Source organism: Bradyrhizobium sp. BR 10261 (genome assembly GCF_019455395.1).
In the GTDB taxonomy this organism is placed as follows: Bacteria; Pseudomonadota; Alphaproteobacteria; order Rhizobiales; family Xanthobacteraceae; genus Bradyrhizobium; species Bradyrhizobium manausense.
Genome location: NZ_JACOFQ010000017.1, coordinates 74,319 through 95,686, shown reverse-complemented (window position 1 = coordinate 95,686; position 21,368 = coordinate 74,319). Strand labels below are relative to the sequence as shown.

Sequence of the window (21,368 nt, the reverse complement as noted above, 5' to 3'; positions counted from 1 at the left end):
CAGGCGTCATTCCGGGGCGATGCGCAGCATCGAACTCGGAATCTCGCGCCTCATCCTCACACGGTCATTCCAGGGCGACGCGCCAGCGTCGAGCCCGGAATCCATTGGGCGTCAGAGTTCGTAGATCAATGGATTCCGGGCTCGCGCTACGCGCGCCCCGGAATGACGAGGGGAGAGGGTCGGGCTGAAACTAGAACCAGCGCTCGCCGACGAACACCGTGTCGCCGGGGCTGACGGGGGTGCCTAAGGGCACGACGGCGCGCATGGCGCCGCCGGCTTCGGCGTGGGTCACGGTGACCATGTCGCGTTTGGCGCGCGGCGAGAAACCGCCGGCGATCGCGACGGCGCTCTCGACCGTCATGTTGGGCACGTAGGGATATTGGCCGGGCGCGGCGACTTCGCCGAGGATGAAGAACGGGCGGTAGGACTCGATCTCCACAGCAACCGAGGGCTCGCGAATATAGCCGTTGCGCAGGCGCGCGCCGATCTCGCCGGCAAGGCCTGCCGTGGTGCGGCCACGCGCCGGCACCGCACCGATCAGCGGCATGGTGATGGAGCCGCCGGCATCGATGGCGTAGCTGTTGGTGAGACCTTCCTGGCCGTAGACCACGACACGCAGCTTGTCGCCGGCATCGAGGTGGTAGGAGGTGTCATAGCGGATGGGAGCAGCCATCACCGGTCCGCCATAAGCGACCGGTTGGGGTGCGGGCATCGAGGCAAAGGAATTCGTGAGCGCATCGATGGCGCCGCCGCCGCTGTTGGCAACGACGACCGGATGTGGCGCGCTGTAGGGGGAGCCATAGGCCATGGTGTCGAGATCGGGGCGAGGCTGCACGTAAGCGACGGGACCTGTGGTCTGCATGCAGCCGCCCAGGGTCAGCGCGGCGGACGCTGCCAAGGACACTGTCATGATCGACCACCGAAACGCGCGCTGAACCCGCACCGGACCATCCCTGAAAACGAGACAGGTCCTGTGATGCACCCGGTATGGTTAACAAAGGGTTGAGGGGTGGTGGCGCCAGCGGCTTGGTGTCATTCCGGGGCGACGCGTCAGCGTCGAACTATGGTGCGCAATTGCGCACCTGAGAATCTCGCGCTGCAATTTCTGGATTCCGGGTTCGCGCTGGCGCGCGCCCCGGAATGACAGGTGGAAGCCTTACGCACTCACACCAACACCGATCGGACACGACACGCCGGTGCCGCCGAGGCCGCAATAGCCGGCGGGGTTCTTTGCCAGATATTGCTGATGATAATCCTCGGCAAAGTAGAACGGACCCGCAGGCGCGATCTCGGTGGTGATGGCTCCCAAGCCCTTTGCCTTGAGCGCCTTCTGATAGAGCGCCCTGGATTCGTCGGCGGCCTTCTTCTGCGCGTCGGAATACGTACAGATCGCACTCCGATATTGTGTGCCGACATCGTTGCCCTGGCGCATGCCCTGCGTCGGGTTGTGGTTCTCCCAGAACGTCTTCAAGAGCTTCTCGTAAGAGATCTTGTTGGGATCGAACACGACCAGCACCACTTCGGTGTGGCCGGTGCGGCCCGAGCAGGTCTCTTCATAGGTCGGGTTCGGCGTGTGACCGCCGGCATAGCCGACAGCGGTCGTATAGATGCCCTCGCCAAGCTCCCAGAATTTGCGTTCGGCGCCCCAGAAGCAGCCAAGCCCGAACACGGCCTGCTCGAGGCGATCAGGGTAGGGCGGCTTCAGTTTACTGCCATTGACGAAATGGATGCTCGCCGTGGGGATGGCCTGCGCGCGGCCGGGCAGCGCCTCAGCTGCACCAGGCAATGCGGTGGACTTGCGCGTGAACAGCATGATGGAACCTCCGAGAAACGAGCTGGCGCGCGCGTCAGCCAGGTGCTCAGGCGGCGGGCTCGCGATTGCGTGGGAATATAGGTCTTTACGCAAGCAGCGGCAGTCTTGTTACGCCGCCCCTCGTTCCGAGCTCGATCCCGGGGGGAATTGAAAGATCAATCCGGGCGGGAATTGAAAGATCAATCCCGGCGGGAATTGAAAGATCAATCCCGGGAATAGCCGATCAGCGGCTTGCGCGGGCGGAACAGGATCATCAGGAGGATGCCGAGCAGGCCGAGCACGGCGAAAACCGGCTGGTCCAGCACCAGGCGGATCACCGAGGTCCAGAGCCAGGGCGCCTTGGCCTCGACCCAGGTCCGGAAGGCGGACTGGCTGGCCTGGTTGATGTCGTTCCAGAACTGGCCGAACCGGGTGAAGCGGAGGGTCTGGTCGGCCACCCAGCGGGCGCCGTCATAGACCATGAAGAAGAATCCGCCGGCCAGCAGCAGCAAGCCAATCAGTCGGAAAAAGCCGCGGATCATACCCCACCCAATATGGTCACCCGATCGGATGACGGCGATAAACGCCGTCAGCCAATAGCCAAGAGACGGCAGAAATTCAACCTCATCAGAGCGTTACAGCCCCTTTTGGCACGCCTGGAAGCCTGCTTTTCCAGCCCCTAAAGCGTTGACGGTGCCAAAGACCCCCTCTATAAGGGCGCCAACTGGCGGTGGGCGCAATCCTGCCGCCGCTGTTCTTTGAGCAGTTGCAGGCTCTTTTGGGGCCGCAGAGATGACCGCAAGGCTCATCGCTCATGTTCCGGGAACGGCCCAGCAACCGAACACCCTAAATCCGAGCGTCGATTCCGCGGTCAAGCTGCCGGCGCTACCCGACCAAGACGCGACCGGTACCCGCAAAGGACATTGAGACCATGGCCAACACTACCTCCGCCAAGAAAGCGACGCGCAAGATCGCCCGCCGCACCGCCGTCAACAAGTCGCGCCGCACCCAGATGCGCGGCGCCGTGCGTACCGTCGAAGAAGCCATCAAGAGCGGCGACCGCGCCGCCGCCGCGAAGGCGCTGGCCGCTGCCGAGCCCGCGCTGATGCGCGCCGCCCAGCGCAACATCATTCACAAGAACAACGCCAGCCGCAAAGTCTCGCGCCTCACCGCGCAGATCGCCAAGCTCGCCAAGTAAGCTCGCGAAGTAAGGTCGCGAAATAATCCTCGCGAAGTAGATTTGTTCGCGCCAAGCCAATCGCGTCATTCGATTGGTTGAAGCAGATATCGCAAGTCTCGATCAGCCCGGCTTTCACGCCGGGCTTTTTGCTGCCTGTTACAATTCACCCTTGCAGTCTTTGCGCGACCGATCTTGCGTTGGAAGAGGATCATCGGCTTCGCCATGCCGCGCCCGTAGTTTTACCTGCCATTGGTTTTACCTGCCATTGTTTTGCAACAGCTGAAACCTTTGATTGCGCTACGCTGCGGTGCGAAAAACCACTGCGGCGCGGGCCTAAATTGAATTCGCGCGAAGCAAAGTTCTGCACACCGTAGTTTCACCGGAACCTGTTTTCTGCTCGGGTTACCCTGTGAAACGAGACTCAAAAAACGGTGTCTCGCTAATCACTTATCGACATAGCGGCGACAAGCATTTGGAAAATTCGCTTGCACGTCGCGCGCGTGACGATTTTGTAAATTTTTTTTGGCGGCGGCGGCGTCGCTGTCACATGACACGCGCGATTTTCGAATCTGTGCACGAATCCAAAAACTTGCTCTCACGCCTGTGAACAACTCGTGCGCGGCGTTAACGCTGGTCAAGTTTTTTGATGCCTCGAGTGTGAATCAATTTCGTTGCGAGTCTTTCCGCTTAGTGTATTCCTTAAGTCGTTCGCGGCGCCCACGATCTTCAGACCAGCGCGGTTTAAGAACGAGGCGAGCGTGCAAATCGGCGGCGGTGTGCACGTAGGCGACGCTCCAACAAGCGATAGTCGGATAAACCCGTAGCAATATGGGAACGGTAGCTCTTTGTCTTGACCTCTCCAAGCGGGATCTTTGCGATCCCGCCCATGTACAAGATCACATGAGAGGCATCTTGAGACTACCCCGACGCGCATGATGGCGTGGCCGAACGGACGACACGAGCAGACGGGCTGGACATCCGCGAGTTGAGTACAGCGCGGAGGTTCTTTTACGCAGGACCTTGCCGTGAGCGATCACGGCAGGACGGGGAGGTATCATGGCCTACGGATTCAACGCGGTATTGACTTTCGCTTCATCGTCCAACGATGCCGTTTCCAATCCGTCCTGCGACCAGCCTCCCATTTGCGACGACGCGTCGAGTACGCGCTGACCTCGCGAACCCTCCATCTCCGACATCGCTGGCCTGACCCGCGGCGCTTCCGCGAAGGGTCGAGCTATGCCCGAATGATGGACTCGCTCGAGGTCGCGCCCTGCATGGCAGGAACTCTGCATGGCGCTCACCACGCAACCTTATCTCTCAAGAAAAGTTTTCAAATGATGACGAACTCGGAACAGGATCGCTGGTCGCGCGTGAAGAATCGCCTGCGCTCGAACGTCGGCGAAGACGTCTATACGAGCTGGTTCGCGCGCATGGATCTGGAAGGCGTGCAGGACGAAAGCGTGCGACTGTCGGTGCCGACGCGGTTCCTGAAAAGCTGGATCCAGGCCCATTATGCCGAGCGCGTGCTGTCGTGCTGGCAGGCCGAGATGCCGGAAGTGCATCGCATCGATCTCACCGTCCGTTCCGCGGTGCGTCCCGTGGTCCAGCCGAAGGAAGCGCCCGCGCCGGTCGAGGCGCGCCGCGCCCCCGCGCCGGAGCTGCGCTCGACCGCGACCGCGCCCGTTTCCGCCAATCATGACGCGCTCGGCGGCTCGCCGCTCGATCCGCGCCTGACCTTTGCAAGCTTCGTCGTCGGCCGCTCCAACACGCTGGCCCATGCGGCCGCGCGTCAGGTCGCCGAAGGCCGCCGCGGCGACCCCGTGATGTTCAACCCGCTCTACATCCATGCCGGCGTTGGGCTCGGCAAGACGCATCTGCTCCAGGCGGTGACCTGGGCCGGCAATTCCGGCAATGAGCGCAAGGTGCTTTATCTCACCGCGGAAAAATTCATGTACGGCTTCGTCGCCGCGCTGAAGACGCAGACGGCGCTCGCCTTCAAGGAAGCGCTGCGCGGCATCGACGTGCTCGTCATCGACGATCTCCAGTTCCTGCAGGGCAAGTCGACGCAGGCCGAATTCTGCCACACGCTGAATGCGCTGATCGATGCCGGCCGTCAGGTCGTGATTGCGGCCGACCGTCCGCCGTCGGATCTCGAGAGCCTCGACGATCGCGTCCGCTCGCGCCTCGCCGGCGGCCTCGTGGTCGAGATGGGCTCGCTCGGCGAGGAGCTGCGCCATGGCATCCTCAAGTCGCGCGTCGCAGCCGCCCGCACCCATCACGCGACCTTCGACGTGCCGGAGGAGGTGCTGCATTATCTGGCCCGCGCCATCACCCATAACGGCCGCGACCTTGAAGGCGCGATCAACCGGCTTCTTGCTCATTCGAAGCTCAACAACCAGCCGGTGACGCTGGAGATGGCCGAGCGCGAGGTGCGCGATCTGATCCGCCCCTCGGAGCCGAAGCGGATCAAGATCGAGGACATCCAGCGCGTGGTGGCGCGGCAGTACAATGTCAGCCGCTCCGACCTGTTGTCCTCGCGCCGCACCGCCAATGTGGTGCGTCCGCGCCAGGTGGCGATGTACCTCGCCAAGACGCTGACCCTGCGCTCCCTCCCCGAAATCGGCCGCAGATTCGGCGGCCGCGACCACACCACGGTGCTGCACGCCGTGCGCAAGATCGAGGCGCTGGTCTCCAAGGACAATGCGCTGTCCGAGGAAGTGGAGTCGCTGAAGCGCCAGCTGCAGGAATAAACGCCTATCTCTTTCACCTTCAGCAGAGATCGTCACGCCCGGGCTTGTCCCGCCTGCGCGGCCGAAGCCGCTTCGGCGAGGCGAAGGCCCGGGCATCCACGTTCTTTGCACCGCGTGGCAAGCCGTGGATGGCCGGGACAGGCCCGGCCATGACGCTGTACGGACGATCGCTGCCCCGAGCGGCCCACAGCACGCGGGGTCAGGGGGTAGACCCATGCTCCAAGCGGCAGACTTCGTTTGGCGGGTAAATCGTGGGGAACTGGCTCCCGATCCCTTGAATCCCGGGGCCATCCGCGCCACCTTGCGCGACCCTGACGGCTTTGGTCATATCGGCTCGATGACCCGGCCTTACCAGGGTCTTCGGTGCCGCGGCGCGCTGTCCTTCGCCCGGCTTTTTCCATCTTTGGGGATCGGGCGAGTGGTGCAATGAAGGTTACGGTCGAACGCGCGCAACTCCTGAAATCACTGGGCCATGTCCATCGCGTGGTCGAGCGCCGCAACACGATTCCGATCCTGGGCAACGTGCTGGTGCGCGCCGAGAACGCGAAATTGTCGCTGAAGGCGACCGACCTCGACCTCGAGGTGACCGAGACGCTGCCGGCGGAAACCGCAACTGCCGGCTCGACCACGGTGCCGGCGCACATGTTCTACGACATCGTGCGCAAGCTGCCGGACGGCTCGCAGATCGTGCTGGAGGCCGACGGCGACCGCGCGGTGCTGGCGATCCGCGCCGGCCGCTCGCGCTTCACGCTGCAGACCCTGCCGGAGAACGATTTCCCGGACCTTGCCGCCGGCGACCTCTCGCATTCGTTCAATCTCGCCGCCAAGGACGTCAAGCGGCTGATCGACCGCACCCAGTTCGCGATCTCGACCGAAGAGACGCGCTATTACCTCAACGGCATCTATCTGCACGCCGCCGGCACCGCGACCGCCGCGACCTTGCGCGGCGTCGCCACCGACGGCCACCGCCTCGCCCAGCTCGATCTCGTCCAGCCCAAGGGCGCCGAGGGCATGCCCGGCGTCATCGTGCCGCGCAAGACCGTCGGCGAGGTGCAGCGCCTGATCGAGGACACCGAAGCCGAGATGACGATCGAGCTGTCGCAGGCCAAGATCCGCTTCACCATCGGCAATGTCGTGCTGACCTCAAAGCTGATCGACGGCACCTTCCCCGATTACGGCCGCGTCATTCCGCAAGGCAATGACAAGGAGCTCGTGGTCGACAAGAAGGATTTCGAGAACGCGGTCGACCGCGTTTCGACGATTTCGAGCGAACGCGGCCGCGCGGTAAAACTGTCGCTGTCGGCGGGCAAGCTGGTGCTGTCGGTGACCAATCCGGACTCGGGCAGCGCAACCGAAGAGCTCGAGGTCGAATACGCCTCCGACGCGCTCGATATCGGCTTCAACTCCCGCTACCTCCTCGACATCGCCGCCCAGATCGAAGGCGACGTCGCGGTGCTGAGATTGGCCGACCCCGGCTCGCCGACCCTGGTGCAGGACAAGGACGACAAGAGCGCGCTGTACGTGCTGATGCCGATGCGGGTGTGAGGGGTGTTTCTCCCCTCGTCATGGCCGGGCGTAGCCGTCCGAAGGACGGCGTCGCTTCGCTCGCCTATGACCCGGCCATCCACCGCAGCCGTAGGGTGGGCAAAGCTTGCGCCGGAGCTCGAAGAGCGAAGGTGAAAGCGTGCCCACCATCGAGCAGCACGAATCGCCGCGAGACGTGGGCACGGCGCGCAGAGCGCGCCTTTGCCCACCCTACGGCATGCTCTCAAGGGGAGCGCGCGCGCCCATAACGAATGACCATGACCCCCTCCCGCATCCATCGCCTGACGCTGACGCATTTTCGGAACTATCGGGCGGCGGGGCTCGAGACGGCGGCTGACATGGTGGCGCTGGTCGGGCCGAACGGGGCGGGCAAGACCAATTGCATCGAGGCGATCTCGTTCCTGTCGCCGGGCCGCGGCCTGCGCCGCGCCACGCTGGAGGATGTCGCCGATAACCAGGGCGACGGCTCCTGGGCCGTCTCGGCGCAGGTCGAGGGCGCGCTGGGCCTCGCCACGCTCGGCACCGGCATCGAGCCGCCGCGCGCGGATAGCCCGGTGATCAGGCGCTGCCGCATCGACCGCGAGCCGGTGAATTCGGCGGCCAGCTTCGGCGATCACATCCGCATGGTGTGGCTGACGCCGGCGATGGATGGGCTGTTCATGGGTGCCGCGTCCGAGCGCCGGCGCTTCTTCGACCGCCTGGTGCTGGCGATCGACAGCGAGCATTCCAGCCGCATCAACGCGCTGGAACGCTCGCTGCGTTCGCGCAACCGCCTGCTCGAGACGCGCAATTACGACGACCATTGGTGTGACGCGATCGAGCGCGAGACGGCCGAGCTTGCCGTCGCGGTCGCCGCAACACGCGGCCAGACCGCGGCGCGCCTGACCGGCATGCTCAACGCGCGCGCGCAAGCCTCGGCTTTTCCTTCCGCGCAAATCGCGCTCGACGGCTGGATGGAGAACGCGCTGCTGACGGAAACGGCGACCTCGGTCGAGGACCGCTATCGCCAGATCCTGCGCGACAACCGCCCGCGCGACGCCATCGCCGGCCGCACCACTGAAGGTCCGCATCTGACCGATCTGCAGGTGATCTACGCGCCGAAAAGCATGCCGGCGCGCGATGCCTCCACCGGCGAGCAGAAGGCGCTCTTGATCGGCCTCGTGCTGGCGCATGCGACGCTGGTCGCCGAGATGACCGGCATCGTGCCGCTTTTGCTGCTCGACGAGGTGGTCGCCCATCTCGATCCCAACAGGCGCGCCGCGCTGTTCGACGAGCTGCGCAAGCTCGGCGCGCAGGTGTGGCTGACCGGTGCGGACCCGGCCGCCTTTGCCGAGATCGGCGCGGGCGGCGAAGTCTTTGACGTCGAGAGCGGACGCGTTTCCGCCCGGCGCTAGCCTGATGTGTTGAACCCGGCCCATTCGGATCGCGACTAGGACTGTGAGGCCGCTGCTAGCGGTGTCGCAGCCGTTGCAATCGCGCGATCGACAGGCGCGAGATCCCTGGAGAGAAAGACCATGACGACGGTAAGGCGCGGGATGAAAGTCCCGGCACGATGGCGGCTGTTCGTGTGCGGCCTCGCTTTGCTCGCAAGCGGCATGGCGGCGGCAGGCGCGAGCGGATGGACGCCGCATCTGCCGCCTCTGTTCTCGTCCGCGCTCACGCCGGATCCCGACGCCGTGCTGCCCGCGCCGACCCGGACCAGCTATCGCGAGATCGGCACCACGAAAATGCTCGGCATCGACGCGCCGCTGCGGACCAAGCTCACGGCCCGCATTCCCGCCGAGCTCGGCGACGTGCTCGCCTTCTACCGCACCGAGCTCGGCAAGCTCGGCTGGCAGGAGCAGCACGATGGCGCTGACATCGCCAGCGATCACGTCCGGCTCGCCTTCACGACCCCGCTGGGGCCGGCCGCGCTGGCGCTCGACCGCAAGGGCGCGAGCACCTCGGTCAATCTGGTGCAGCGAAACCAGCAGGCCGCGACCATGGCGCATGTGATGCCGACGCCCGGCCGCGCGGCGCTGATGTTCACCAATCTCGGCGACCAGGAAACCGTGCTCACGCTCGACAATCACACTGTCACGCTGCCGGCCCGCGCCGGCAAGGAACGCCCCGAGGCGCCGCTGTTCAACATGCCCCCGGGCAAATACACCTACGCCTTGAAGATCGGCGGCGGAGCGGACCGCGACACCACGATCGAGCTGGCGGCCGGCGATGCCTGGGAGGTCACGGTCGGCCCCGACGGCGATCTGTGGTCGCCGCTCCAGCTCTACTGAGCTCCCCCTCTCCCGATCCGACCCGGCAGGCCGAGAGACCGCTGTTGAACCTGCCCGGTTCCACCGACGACTAGCTGTCTGGGCCGCGCGATGACGTCGCAGCCCGCACATGACGCAAAGAGCGAGAGATCTCGCGAAATCCTGGAGTGCTGCCGATGTCGATGATCAAGCGCGGGATGCAGGTCCCGGCACGTGGGCTGCTGCTCGCCTTTGGCCTGGTGCTGATGGCAAGCACCGCACGCGCGGCGCAATTCGACGCCGGCTATGTTGATCCCCACACGCTGCCGAGGCTGCCAGGCGCGGTCGAGGACACCTCCGATCCCTCCCGGGTGCAATATGGCGTGCCGACCGTGGTCGCGGTGACATCGGCGGCCGTCAAGAAGATGCTCATCGCCGAGGGCTGGGTGCCCTATGTCCGCCCGCTCGACGAGGCCAACACCAGTCTTGCCTTCAAGAAGGGGCGGCAGGGCCTGTCCGTCTCCTTCACGCAGGGCCTCGGCCGACCGGACCAATCCGCGGTCACCTACTCCCCGAACCGGATCTATTCCAACGTGCCGTTCCCCGAGGGCGCTGTTGATCTCGTGTTCGACGAGACCCGGCCCTATCTCGGCTGCATCGCGCCGGCCACGCTCGAGGCGGTACAGGATTTCTATGCGAAGGAAATGGCCGCGATCGGCTGGCGCAGGCTGACGCCCGAGACAGCCGCAAGCTGGCTGAACGCGGACCTCTCTGCGGTCATCCCGAACGGCGTGCGCACCTATTACGACCATCCCGAGGGCGATACGACGCAGTTCTACAAGCAGAAGCCGGTGATGCTGACGCTGACCCGCCGCGACGACGGCCGCACCAATGTCGACATCAGGATCGCGCCGTTCGCGCTGCCCACCGATCTCGAGGCCGGCGATACGGCCGGCCTGCCGGAGCCGAAGCCATACAAATCGTCCTCGGGCCGGGCCAACGCGCGAACATCAACGCGCGAGCTGATCGTTGCAGCCCTCGCCGATCTGCCCACTGTGGAGGCCTTCTACCATCGTGAATTTGCCGCGCGGGGCTGGACGGAAGAGGGAAATGCGCCTCTTGCCCCGGGCGACGAAGTCGCGCTGAAATTCTCCTCGCCGGAGGAGAACGGCGTGCTGCATCTCGGCCGCAAATACGATTTCACGATGGTCCATCTGACCGCGCAGGTGAAGGAGAGCGTGCTCGCCGCCCGCGCCAAGGCGAAGAAGGACGCCGACGACCAGTTCATGAAGGACGCGGAGGCGATGACGAAGCGGGTCCTCGCCGAGGACGCGGCACGTCGCAAGGTGCAGGCCGCAACGCTGTCCGATGCGCCGCTGCAGGCGCTCGCAGGCAGCAACGCGCCGCTGGCCGTCCCTGAGAACGCGCAGGAGGTGGAGTCCGGCGACGGCCGGCTCGAATTCAACTCGACCTCGAGCGTGAAGGCGCTGGCCGCCTTCTACCGCGCCTCGCTGAAACCCGCCGGCTGGAAGGAGCAGCCCTCCGTCATCAACCAGCCCAACATGGCGGTGCTGGAATTTTCCAAGGCCGGCAAGTCGATCTCGATGACCTTGATGCAGATGGGCCCGAAGGTGAACGTCAGCGCCAACGGATCCGGCCTGCGGACGGCTGCCGCCAAGCCTGCCGTCACCAGCCAAGCGGCGAGCAACGATCCTGCTGCCACGCAGCCCGGAGCATCCGCGCCGCTGGAAGCAGATCCGGACTCTGCGCTGCCGGTGCCGAAGCAGCACAGTTCGACCTCGCTGGGCACGGCTAAGCTGCCGGGCATCGAGGTGCCGTTCCGCCGCGAGCTCGAAGCCAGCGTGCCGGCCGAGCTCGGCGACGTGCTCGCCTTCTACCGCAGCGAGCTGAAAAGACTCGGCTGGCAGGAGAAGCCTGAAGGCGCGATCACGACCGCCGATCGCGCCCAGCTCGCCTTCGCCTCGCCGCAGGGACCGGCGACGCTGAAGCTCGGCCGCGCCAATGGCGAGACGTCGATCGACCTCGTGCAGAAGAATCCTGAAGCCGCGGCCAAGGCGGACATCATGCCGAAACCAGGTCAGGCCAAGCTATTGCTCGGCAACATGGGCGGTCAGGACGTACAGCTCACCATCAACAAGCAGACCGTCAAGGTCGCGGCTGGCGCCGGTGACCCTCAATCGCCGAAGGGGCCGATGCTCGACCTGCCTCCGGGCAAATATCAGTACGCGCTGAAGGTCGCAGGGCAACCCGGCCGGAACGCCACGATCGAGCTTGCCGCGGGCGATGCCTGGGGCCTGATGGTGGGTCCGACCGGCGAGGTGCTGCCGCTGCAAATGTATTGATCCGCAGCCTTTGCCAGTCACGGCCGGCTTGAACCTGAGCGGTTCGCGCGGCGACTAGTGGTCCTGAGGCTGCGCATCGCCGCAGCCTTCGCATCGCACGAAGATCACGACGCGGCGTCCCTGGAGAATGAGCATGACGATGGTCAAACGCGGGCCGAACGTCCCGGCACGATGGCGGCTGCTGCTATGCGCCCTCATTCTTCTGGCGGGGTGCTCGAAGGAACAGCTGACGGCAGATCCCAACGTCGAGATGCCGGCACCGAAGCAAAGCAGCTTCAGTCAATTCCGCACCACGCGGGCGCATGGCGCCGAGGCCCCGCTCCGGACCGAGGTCGAAGCACGCGTGCCCGCGGAGCTCGGCGAGGTGCTCGCCTTCTACCGCAGAGAGCTCGGGCAGCGCGGCTGGCGGGAGCAGCCGGATGACGCAATCATCGCCGCCGATCGCGTGCAGCTGGCCTTCATCTCCCCGAAAGGCCCGGCGGTGCTGAAGCTCGGCCGCGCCAAGGGCGAGACCACGATCAGCCTGGCGCGAAGGAATCCGGAAGCCGCGGCCAAGGCCGATATCCTGCCGACATCAGGACAAGCGCGGCTGATATTCGGCTATCTCAGGCCCGACGTGGCTTCGCTTGTGATCAACGCTCAGATCATTGAGATCGCAGGCGGCGAAAATCATCCACAAAGGCTGGATCTGCCGCCGGGCACGTATTCCTACGAGCTGCTTGTGTCAGGCCTTCGGGTGCGCGCCGATACGATCACGCTGGCCAAAGGCGAGGCCTGGAGCCTCAGCGACGACAAGATGCCGTCGCAGATCTACTGAACCCGTGGCCCCAGGCCAATCGCATGTAGATTTCACGACGATTGTCTGCGGGCTTGGCTCCGCCTCTCCCGCTTGCCAAGCGGGAGAGGGAGCGCAGTCGCTCCAAGCCGCCCGCATCGTGCACGCCATATGCGTTGCTCCGCCTGTTCCAGGGCCGCCGCAGCGGCTCCGAAAAGGCCCCGGACCCCCGCAAGATCCACGTCTTTGAGGAGCCAAAACAGAGCCTCGAATCGGGCTTTTCGAGCCCCCGGGAATCGGCCTTCGAACGGCTTGAAATCCGGCCAAAAAATCCTATCTGATCAAAGGGTTGCCGGGAGATACTTTGCGCTAGGCGCAAACTCTCTTTCGTGGCACAAAGAGCATCCTGATCAGCGCCTTTTGCGCGGCTGATTCGGGCGACATTTCGAAGGCCTCTCATGACAGAACCTGCTCGGCAGCAAGCTGCCGAAAACGAGCCCTCCACCGCGAGCGAATACGGCGCGGAATCGATCCGCGTGCTCAAGGGGCTCGACGCCGTCCGCAAGCGCCCCGGCATGTATATCGGCGACACCGATGACGGCTCGGGCCTGCATCACATGGTGTACGAAGTCGTCGACAACGCCATCGACGAGGCGCTGGCGGGCCACGCCACGCGCGTCGATGTGATCCTCAATGCCGACAATTCCGTCACCGTCCGGGACGACGGCCGCGGCATTCCCGTCGACATCCACAAGGGCGAAGGCATCTCGGCGGCCGAGGTCATCATGACCCAGCTGCACGCCGGCGGAAAATTCGACCAGAACTCCTACAAGGTCTCCGGCGGCCTACACGGCGTCGGCGTCTCCGTCGTCAACGCACTGTCGAGCAAGCTCGGCCTGCGCATCTGGCGCGATGACAAGGAACATTACATCGAGTTCGCCCATGGCGATGCGGTGGCACCGCTCAAGGTCGTCGGCGATGCGCCGGGCAAGCGCGGCACCGAGGTGACGTTCCTCGCCTCGAGCGAGACCTTCAAGAACATCGAATATGATTTCGCGACGCTCGAGCATCGCCTGCGCGAGCTCGCCTTCCTCAATTCCGGCGTCAACATCGCGCTGTCAGACATGCGTCACGCGGTCGAGAAGCGCGAGGAGATGTATTATTCCGGCGGCGTCGAGGAATTCGTCAAATATCTCGACCGCAACAAGAAGGCCCTGGTGCCCTCGCCGATCATGGTGCGTGCGGAAGCCAACGGCATCGGCGTCGAGGCCGCTTTGTGGTGGAACGACAGCTACCATGAGAACGTGCTGTGCTTCACCAACAACATCCCGCAGCGTGACGGCGGCACCCATCTGGCCGGCTTCCGCGGCGCGCTGACGCGCCAAGTCAACGGTTATGCCGAGGCCAATGCCAAGAAGGAAAAGATCGCGCTGACCGGCGACGATTGCCGCGAAGGCCTGACGGCGGTTCTGTCGGTGAAGGTGCCGGATCCAAAGTTTTCGTCGCAGACCAAGGACAAGCTGGTGTCCTCGGAAGTGCGTCCCGTGGTCGAGAACGTCCTCAACGAGGCGCTCCAGGCCTGGTTCGAGGAGCATCCGTCCGAGGCCAAGATGATCGTCGGCAAGGTGATCCAGGCCGCTGCCGCCCGCGAAGCCGCGCGAAAAGCGCGCGAGCTGACCCGCAAGAGCCCGCTCTCGGTGTCCTCGCTGCCCGGCAAGCTCGCCGACTGCCAGGAAAAGGACCCGGCCAAATCGGAACTGTTCATCGTCGAGGGCGACTCGGCCGGCGGCAGCGCCAAGCAGGGCCGCAACCGCGAATTCCAGGCCGTCTTGCCGCTGCGCGGCAAGATCCTCAACGTGGAACGCGTGCGTCCGGACAAGATGCTGTCATCCGAGCAGATCGGCACGTTGATCACCGCGCTCGGCACCGGCATCAGCGACGAGTTCTCGATCGAGAAGCTGCGCTATCACAAGATCATCGTGATGACGGACGCCGACGTCGACGGCGCCCACATCCGCACGCTGCTGCTGACCTTCTTCTACCGGCAGATGCGGGACATCATCGACGGCGGCTATCTCTACATCGCCCAGCCGCCGCTCTATAAGGTTTCACGCGGCAAGTCCGAGCAGTATCTGAAGGACGAGCGGGCGCTGGAAGATTATCTGATCGACGCCGGCCTCGACGACTGCGTCTACATCCCGGGGACCGGTGGTGACCGCTCCGGCCGCGACCTGCGCCAGCTGGTCGACGACGCCCGCGTGGTCCGCAGCATCCTGCGCAACCTGCACAGCCGCTATAACCGCAAGGTGGTCGAGCAGGCCGCCATCACCGGCGTGCTGAACAAGTCGGTCTACGGCAATCCCGAGAACGCCAAGGCCGCGGCGCAGTACATCGCGACCCGGCTGGACAGCCAGTCCGAGGAGGTGGAGCGCGGCTGGACCGGGCAATTCGTCGAGGGCCAGGGTTTCCTGTTCGAGCGCACCGTGCGCGGCGTCAAGGAGGCCGCCGTGATCGACGACGCGCTGCTCGGCTCGGCCGAGGCGCGCAAGCTCGACGAGTACACGCCCAAGCTCCAGGACGTCTACGCCCGCGCCGGCAAGCTGCGGCGCAAGGACGCGGAGCACGTGGTGCACGGTCCGTCCGATCTGTTCGAGGCGGTGACCGAAGCCGGCCGCAAGGGCATCACGCTGCAGCGCTACAAAGGCCTCGGCGAGATGAATCCCGAGCAGCTCTGGGAGACCACGCTCGACACCGAGGCGCGCTCGCTGCTGCAGGTGAAGGTCAAGGAGGTCGACGAGGCCGACGACATCTTCACCAAGCTGATGGGCGACGTGGTCGAGCCGCGCCGCGACTTCATCCAGGAACATTCGCTGAGCGCGACGATCGATATTTGAGGCGCGGTGTCTTTGGACTCGATCTGCTAGCCAAGCGCTCGGTGGTGCGCCTCTCCCGCTTGCGGGAGAGGTCGGCGCGAAGCGCCGGGTGAGGGTTTCCTCCTCTAGGGGATATTCTCCGTAAAATTTCGATAATCCCAACCGCGGCAACACCCTCTCCCCTGCCCTCCCCCGCAAGCGGGGGAGGGAGCACACCGCCCTCGCCGGCAACACCCCCCTCCTGAACCTCACCCCAGCCAATCGCGACGAAATGGCGTAGGCGGCTCTGGAAGAGGTTCGAACGAATGTTGCCGACGCTAGCTGGACAGAGCCGGATGTACGTGCAGCAGGTCTTCGAAATGGCCGAACTGTTCGGTTTCGAAACCCGCAACAAATACCGCATTCGCGATGAAAATGGCCGCGATCTGCTCTATGCGGCCGAGCACCAGAAAGGACTTCTCGGCTTCCTGGGGCGCCAGGTATTTGGCCATTGGCGCTCCTTTGAGGTCCATTTTTTCGACAATTCGCGACAGCCCGTCATGCGCGGGATTCATCCCTTCCGCTGGTTCTTTCAGTGCCTGGAGCTGCGTTCGCGCGACGGCCGCCTCATCGGGACCATCGAGCGTCAGTTTTCGATTCTGACCAAGCGCTTCCACGTGCACGATGCGCAGGGGAGAGTGGTGCTCGAAGTCACATCGCCCTTCTGGCGCGTCTGGACCTTTCCATTCATGCGCGGAGGGCAAGAGCGCGCGCGCGTTGCGAAAAAATGGTCTGGCCTCGGCTCCGAACTGTTCACCGACCGCGACAATTTTCTGGTGGAATATCTGGAACGCAGCCTGACAGAAGATGAGCGAGCACTGGTTCTCGCAGCTGCGATCTACATCGATCTCATGTATTTCGAAGCCAAAGGCGAAGGCGGCGTGATCAATTTGCTCCGCAATTGAGGCGCGGTGCAAACTCTCATCGGGCTGGGCTGCCCGCCTCACACTCAGGTCCTCATCCTGAGGAGCCCGCGACAGCGGGCATCTCGAAGGACGGCCACGGGCGAAAGCCGGGCCTTTCATGGTTCGAGACGCGCGTTCCGCGCTCCTCACCATGAGGGGCTAATAGCGAGTTCGGAGCTTGCCAGCGCAATTGCTACCGCGCTCAATTCCCTATAGTTTCCGCCCCCAAAGCAGACCGCCCCACCGTAACAGGACGGAGAGATCCCAGTGGCGCCCATTCAGTACATCGTCGAGGGCGGTCACCGGCTCTCGGGTTCGATCGAGCCGGCCGGCAACAAGAATTCGGCGCTGCCGATCATCGCCGCCGCGCTGCTGACCGAGCATCCGGTGACGCTCCAGAACGTGCCGCGAATCCGTGACACCGAGACGCTGGTCGAGCTGGTCCGCTCGGTCGGCGCAGCGGCGGAATGGACTGACCGCAACACGCTCCATATCCACGCCAAGAGCATCCGCGCCGCCGATCTCGACCCCGAGCTCTGCGTCCGCATTCGTGCCTCGATCCTGCTGGCAGGTCCCCTGCTCGCGCGCTGCGGAGAGGTGATGCTGCCGCCGCCCGGCGGTGACGTGATCGGCCGGCGCCGGCTCGATACCCACGTGCTGGCTCTGGAACAATTGGGGGCCAAAGTCGCCGCGACGGACCGGCTGGAATTCCGCTGCCCCAAGCTGACAGGCGCCGACGTGTTCCTGGACGAGCCGAGCGTCACCGCGACCGAGAATGCGCTGGTCGCCGCCGTCGCCGCCGATGGCGTCACTTATTTGCGCAACGCGGCCTCTGAGCCGCATGTGCAGGACCTCGCCAACTTCCTGGTCGCGCTCGGCGCCAGAATCGAGGGCGTCGGCACCAACACCATGGTGATCCATGGCCCGGCGACGCTGGGCTCTGCGACCTACCGGATCCAGCCCGACCATATCGAGGTCGGCTCGCTGATCGGGCTGGCCGCCGTGACGCGCTCGCCCTTGCGCATCGTGCGATCAGGCGTCGAGCATCTGCGCTCGATCCGCATGGGCTTTGAGCGGCTCGGCATCGTGTGCCGCGTCGAGGGCGACGATCTGATCGTTCCGTCGAACCAGACGCTGAAGATCCAGGACGATTTCGGCGGCCATGTGCCGAAGCTGGAGGACCAGCCCTGGCCGGCCTTCCCGGCCGACCTGATGTCGATCGCGATCGTCACCGCCACGCAATGCGAGGGCGTGATCCTGATGTTCGAGAAGATGTTCGAGTCCAGGATGTTCTTCGTCGACAAGCTGATCGGGATGGGCGCGCGCATCGTGCTGTGCGATCCGCATCGCGCGATCATCGCCGGCCCCAGCCGGCTGCACGGTGCGACGCTGAGCTCGCCCGATATCCGCGCCGGCATGGCGATGCTGCTCGCCGCCGTCTGCGCCGAGGGCACCTCCACCATCAACAACGCCGACCAGATCGAGCGCGGCTATGAGCGCATCGACGAGCGGCTGAACGCGCTGGGCGCGAAGATCCGCCGCGTGCCGGAGCGGAAGGGGTGAGGGCTCTCTCCCCGACGACAGTGTCGTAGGGTGGGCAAAGCGCAGCGTGCCCACCATCTCTCTCAATCATTGACAGGACGTGGGCACGGCGCAATTGCGCCTTTGCCCACCCTACGAGACTGCAAAGCTGAAGACAGTGTCGTGCCCCGGACGCAGCGCAGCACCTCTTCAGCGGTGCGCTGCTGAGCCGGGGCCCATGCAGCGACGAGCGGTGCCCGCGGCTTCTGGGTCCGGCTCGCGCTTCGCGCGTCCGGGACACGCGAGCCATGTTTTCGACGTGAGGCCGTGCTATTGCAGCCGCCATGCTCGACAGCGTCCAACCACGACAGCCGCCGCAAACCGGCGTGCAAGGCCATCTCGCGCAGGAATTCGCCGAGACGTTGCGGCTGGCCGTGCCGATGATGCTGACGCAGCTCGGACAGATTGCGATGATCACCAGCGATCTCGCCTTGATCGGGCGGCTCGGTGAGGATGCGGTCGCGGCTGCGGCACTTGCGCACACCGTCTATTTCGTCAGCTTCACCTTCGGGCTCGGTCTGATGGCCGCGGTATCGCCGCTGGCAGCCCAGGCGTTCGGCGCCGGCGACATCAGGCGCATCCGCCTCTCCTTGCGCGTCGGCCTGTGGGTCGCACTGCTGATCTCGCTGCCGATGATGGCCTCGCCGCTCTATGGCGAGCACATCCTGATCGCGCTCGGACAGGCGCCGCACTCGGCCGCGCTGGCGCAGCGCTATCTGAATGGTCTTGCCTGGGGCATCGCGCCCGCGCTCGGCTTCATCGCGATCCGCAGCATGATGAGCGCGGTGAACCGGCCGCAGGCGCCGCTGTGGATCACGCTCGCGGCGATCCCCGCGAATTTCGCGCTGGTCTATTGCCTGATCCATGGCCTGTTCGGGCTGCCGGAGCTCGGTCTGTTCGGGGCGGGGCTTGCGACCACGCTGATCAATCTAGGCACCTTCATCGCCGCGCTTGCCATTGCTGGATGGCGCAAGCCGTTCGCCGACTATCATCCGCTCACGCGCCTCTGGCGAATCGACTGGCCCCTGACGCGCCAGCTGATCGCGATCGGCGCGCCGATCTCGTTCTCGTTGCTGCTGGAATACGGCCTGTTTTCTTCGGCCGCGCTGCTGATGGGACTGATCTCGACCACGGCGCTTGCCGCGCACCAGATCGCGCTGCAGGTCACGGCCGTGCTGTTCATGGTTCCGCTCGGCATCGGCATGGCTGCGACGGTGCGGGTCGGCCACGCCTTTGGCCGTGACGATCCGGCCGGCGTTCGGCGCGCGGGGCTCGTCGCGGCGGTGCTCGGCATTGCGTTCGTGGCGGCCCTGACTGTCGGCATCGTCCTTGGCCGCTACGAGCTGGGGCGACTGTTCTTCGGCAGCGACGCGGCCAGCGCGCCGACGATCGAGCTCACTGCGACACTGCTGCTGGTCGGCGCCACCTTCTTCATCGCCGATGCGCTCCAGACCATCATGGGCGGCGCCCTGCGCGGCATCAATGACACCAGGATGACGCTGGCGTTCGCGGCAATAGGATATTGGTGCGTCGGCTTTCCGATCGCCTGGATGCTCGCCTTCCACGCCGATCTCGGCGCGGTCGGCGTCTGGACCGGGCTGTCGATCGGATCATTCGTTTATGCCGGACTCCTGGTCTTGCGATTCCGGATGCTGACGCGCAAACTGGCCGGATGACAGGAACCGTTCGCGAAATCACTCCCGATGTCGATGCCGGCGCGGTGCTGGCAGGCGCGCAGTTCATCGATGCTTTTTGTGTCGAGGTCGGGGCGAGGCAATTGAGCGCGCGCGAGGCCTGCACAAGAATGGTGGTGCATGGGCCGCGCTGGGTCGATGCGCTGACGCGCTTGCGCAACCTCCTGGTGAAACCCCTGGGACTGAAGACGTCGGGCGAGGGTGCTCCGGCTCCGCACGGGATGATCGGCCTGTTTCCGGTGCTGAGCGAAACGCCGGAGCGGCTGATCGCCGGGTTTGACGACTACCATCTCGATTTCCGCGTCGTGGTCGACGTCGCCGGTGACGCGGCGGACCAGCAGGTGACCTTGACCACGCTGGTGCGGACCAACAATCTGCTCGGGCGGACCTACCTCGCGCTGATCGTACCGTTCCACAAGCTCGTGGCCCGCAGCATGATGGCAGACATCGCGCAGCCGGCGCGATGACGCCGCTGCTTTGCTGTCGCTAACTCACTCCGCCACCTTCACCGGCCCGTCCGCCGCCGCCTCCGACCATTCGCCGACGACACGGTCGAGGTCGCAGAGATTCTGGTGCATCTGCTCCAGCGAGAAGCCGAGCGCGAAGAAGCGCTCGGCGGTGTCGCTGGTGTGGCCGCGGATCAGTCCATCCTGGCGCACCGCCGCCACCGCCTCGGAATAATGCTGAAGCGCGACGTGCACGGGATGGATCGGCGGCGCGCCGCTGCCTTCGCGCAGGGCTTCCGCCGCAGATTTGAGGAAGCGCAGGATCGCCGCGCTCACCTCTGCCAGGGGGCCTGCGAGCCTGACCTGCACCTCGGCCGGCAGCGGCACCACGGTGGCGCGCCCGATCATCACGACGTCGTGGCGCAGCCGCAGGATCGTGCGCAGCAGGGGACCGGTGTCGGGGCCGCTCGACAGCCGCGCCGAACGCTCGCGCTCGGCTTCAGCGCCGATGGTGTTCATGCCGACCATGGCGGTGCCGATGCCGTCCTGGATCCGATGCAGCGCATCATTGTCACGGCCGCGGGTCAGGCCCGCGAGCAATTCGCCGAAGGCCTCCGCGATCAGATCGAGCAGTTTCGCTGCACTGGGGCGAATCTGGCGCACCGCGCGCGAGGGCAGCACCAGGAAGGAGACCAGGAGGCCCGTCACCGCCCCGACCGAAACCTCGCAGACGCGGTCGATCGCCGAGGCCATGGGATCGGCATGATGCATCGACGGCAGCACCAGCACGATCACCGCCGTCACGGTCGCGGAGCTGAGATTCGGATAGATCGCGGCGAGAAAGGAAAGCGGCGCCACGGCCAGCACCAGCAAGCCCAGCAGGCCGAGTTCACTGGAATAGGGAATCAGGATGGCGATCGCGCCGCCATAGATGGCGCCGCCGATCGTGCCGAGCATGTAGTCGCGCGTCGCCTTCAGCGAGCGGCCGACGCTCATCTGGGTCACGATGATCGACGTCAGCACGGCCCAGAGCGGCAGCATGAGATGCAGCGCGGTGGCGAGCGCATAGGCCCCGGTGGCCGCAACGGTGACCCGGACCGCCAGCCCCAATTGCGTCCTGCGCGACCAGACCCGGTCGAACAGTTCTCTTGCTGAAATCATCGTCAAACGCCCCTGCGCCATCCGCTCGCGCCA

At 65.1% G+C, this 21,368-nt stretch carries 16 protein-coding genes; 12 read left to right on the top strand and 4 right to left on the bottom strand.

The window, feature by feature from the left end; translation table 11 throughout:
- Window positions 1-190: 190 nt before the first annotated feature.
- From HYH07_RS20795 to HYH07_RS20785, 3 genes are all read right to left on the bottom strand, one after another.
- Window positions 191-910 carry a polysaccharide biosynthesis/export family protein gene (locus tag HYH07_RS20795; protein WP_220004244.1) on the bottom strand — a complete coding sequence of 240 codons (720 nt, stop codon included), beginning with the start codon at window positions 908-910 and terminating at the stop codon, window positions 191-193.
- A gap of 246 nt (window positions 911-1,156) precedes the next feature.
- A complete protein-coding gene (gene msrA, locus HYH07_RS20790; RefSeq protein WP_220004243.1) occupies window positions 1,157-1,813 on the bottom strand; it encodes a peptide-methionine (S)-S-oxide reductase MsrA in 657 nt (218 codons plus the stop codon).
- 203 nt (window positions 1,814-2,016) lie between these two features.
- The gene (locus tag HYH07_RS20785; RefSeq protein ID WP_057754029.1) at window positions 2,017-2,334 is read right to left on the bottom strand and encodes a hypothetical protein; all 318 of its coding nucleotides are present in this window, start codon (window positions 2,332-2,334) and stop codon (window positions 2,017-2,019) included.
- A 389-nt stretch (window positions 2,335-2,723) separates the two neighbouring features.
- Here HYH07_RS20785 and rpsT point away from each other — a divergent pair, with 389 nt between their 5' ends.
- From rpsT to HYH07_RS20725, 12 genes are all read left to right on the top strand, one after another.
- A complete protein-coding gene (rpsT, locus tag HYH07_RS20780) occupies window positions 2,724-2,990 on the top strand; it encodes a 30S ribosomal protein S20 (protein WP_057754033.1) in 267 nt (88 codons plus the stop codon).
- A 1,319-nt stretch (window positions 2,991-4,309) separates the two neighbouring features.
- Window positions 4,310-5,722 (top strand): chromosomal replication initiator protein DnaA, encoded by a 1,413-nt coding sequence (gene dnaA, locus HYH07_RS20775; protein WP_220004291.1) that lies wholly within the window; start codon window positions 4,310-4,312, stop codon window positions 5,720-5,722.
- A gap of 426 nt (window positions 5,723-6,148) precedes the next feature.
- Window positions 6,149-7,267 (top strand): DNA polymerase III subunit beta, encoded by a 1,119-nt coding sequence (gene dnaN, locus HYH07_RS20770; RefSeq protein ID WP_057754036.1) that lies wholly within the window; start codon window positions 6,149-6,151, stop codon window positions 7,265-7,267.
- 257 nt (window positions 7,268-7,524) lie between these two features.
- Window positions 7,525-8,661 (top strand): DNA replication/repair protein RecF, encoded by a 1,137-nt coding sequence (gene recF / locus HYH07_RS20765; RefSeq protein WP_220004242.1) that lies wholly within the window; start codon window positions 7,525-7,527, stop codon window positions 8,659-8,661.
- 120 nt (window positions 8,662-8,781) lie between these two features.
- The gene (locus HYH07_RS20760) at window positions 8,782-9,540 is read left to right on the top strand and encodes a hypothetical protein (protein ID WP_220004241.1); all 759 of its coding nucleotides are present in this window, start codon (window positions 8,782-8,784) and stop codon (window positions 9,538-9,540) included.
- 155 nt (window positions 9,541-9,695) lie between these two features.
- Window positions 9,696-11,861: a hypothetical protein gene (locus HYH07_RS20755; protein ID WP_220004240.1), complete on the top strand. Its 2,166-nt coding sequence runs from the start codon at window positions 9,696-9,698 to the stop codon at window positions 11,859-11,861.
- A gap of 133 nt (window positions 11,862-11,994) precedes the next feature.
- On the top strand, window positions 11,995-12,678 hold the full coding sequence (locus HYH07_RS20750) for a hypothetical protein (RefSeq protein WP_220004239.1): 684 nt from the start codon (window positions 11,995-11,997) through the stop codon (window positions 12,676-12,678).
- Window positions 12,679-13,094: 416 nt separating this feature from the next.
- Window positions 13,095-15,530, top strand: a complete 2,436-nt coding sequence (gene gyrB, locus HYH07_RS20745; protein ID WP_220004238.1) for a DNA topoisomerase (ATP-hydrolyzing) subunit B — start codon at window positions 13,095-13,097, stop codon at window positions 15,528-15,530.
- Between the two features lie 284 nt (window positions 15,531-15,814).
- Entirely contained in the window at window positions 15,815-16,453 is a 639-nt protein-coding gene (locus HYH07_RS20740; protein WP_228749674.1) for a phospholipid scramblase-related protein, read from the top strand.
- A gap of 267 nt (window positions 16,454-16,720) precedes the next feature.
- Complete coding sequence (murA, locus tag HYH07_RS20735; RefSeq protein ID WP_220004236.1) at window positions 16,721-18,016, top strand: UDP-N-acetylglucosamine 1-carboxyvinyltransferase; 1,296 nt, start codon at window positions 16,721-16,723, stop codon at window positions 18,014-18,016.
- Window positions 18,017-18,318: 302 nt separating this feature from the next.
- The gene (locus tag HYH07_RS20730) at window positions 18,319-19,710 is read left to right on the top strand and encodes an MATE family efflux transporter (protein ID WP_220004235.1); all 1,392 of its coding nucleotides are present in this window, start codon (window positions 18,319-18,321) and stop codon (window positions 19,708-19,710) included.
- Window positions 19,707-20,195, top strand: a complete 489-nt coding sequence (locus HYH07_RS20725) for a DUF2867 domain-containing protein (protein WP_220004234.1) — start codon at window positions 19,707-19,709, stop codon at window positions 20,193-20,195. The genes HYH07_RS20730 and HYH07_RS20725 overlap by 4 nt, the downstream gene beginning before the upstream one ends.
- 24 nt (window positions 20,196-20,219) lie before the next feature.
- On the opposite strand, the gene HYH07_RS20720 is transcribed toward HYH07_RS20725, so the two are convergent.
- Window positions 20,220-21,335 carry an aromatic acid exporter family protein gene (locus HYH07_RS20720; protein WP_220004233.1) on the bottom strand — a complete coding sequence of 372 codons (1,116 nt, stop codon included), beginning with the start codon at window positions 21,333-21,335 and terminating at the stop codon, window positions 20,220-20,222.
- Window positions 21,336-21,368: the final 33 nt, after the last annotated feature.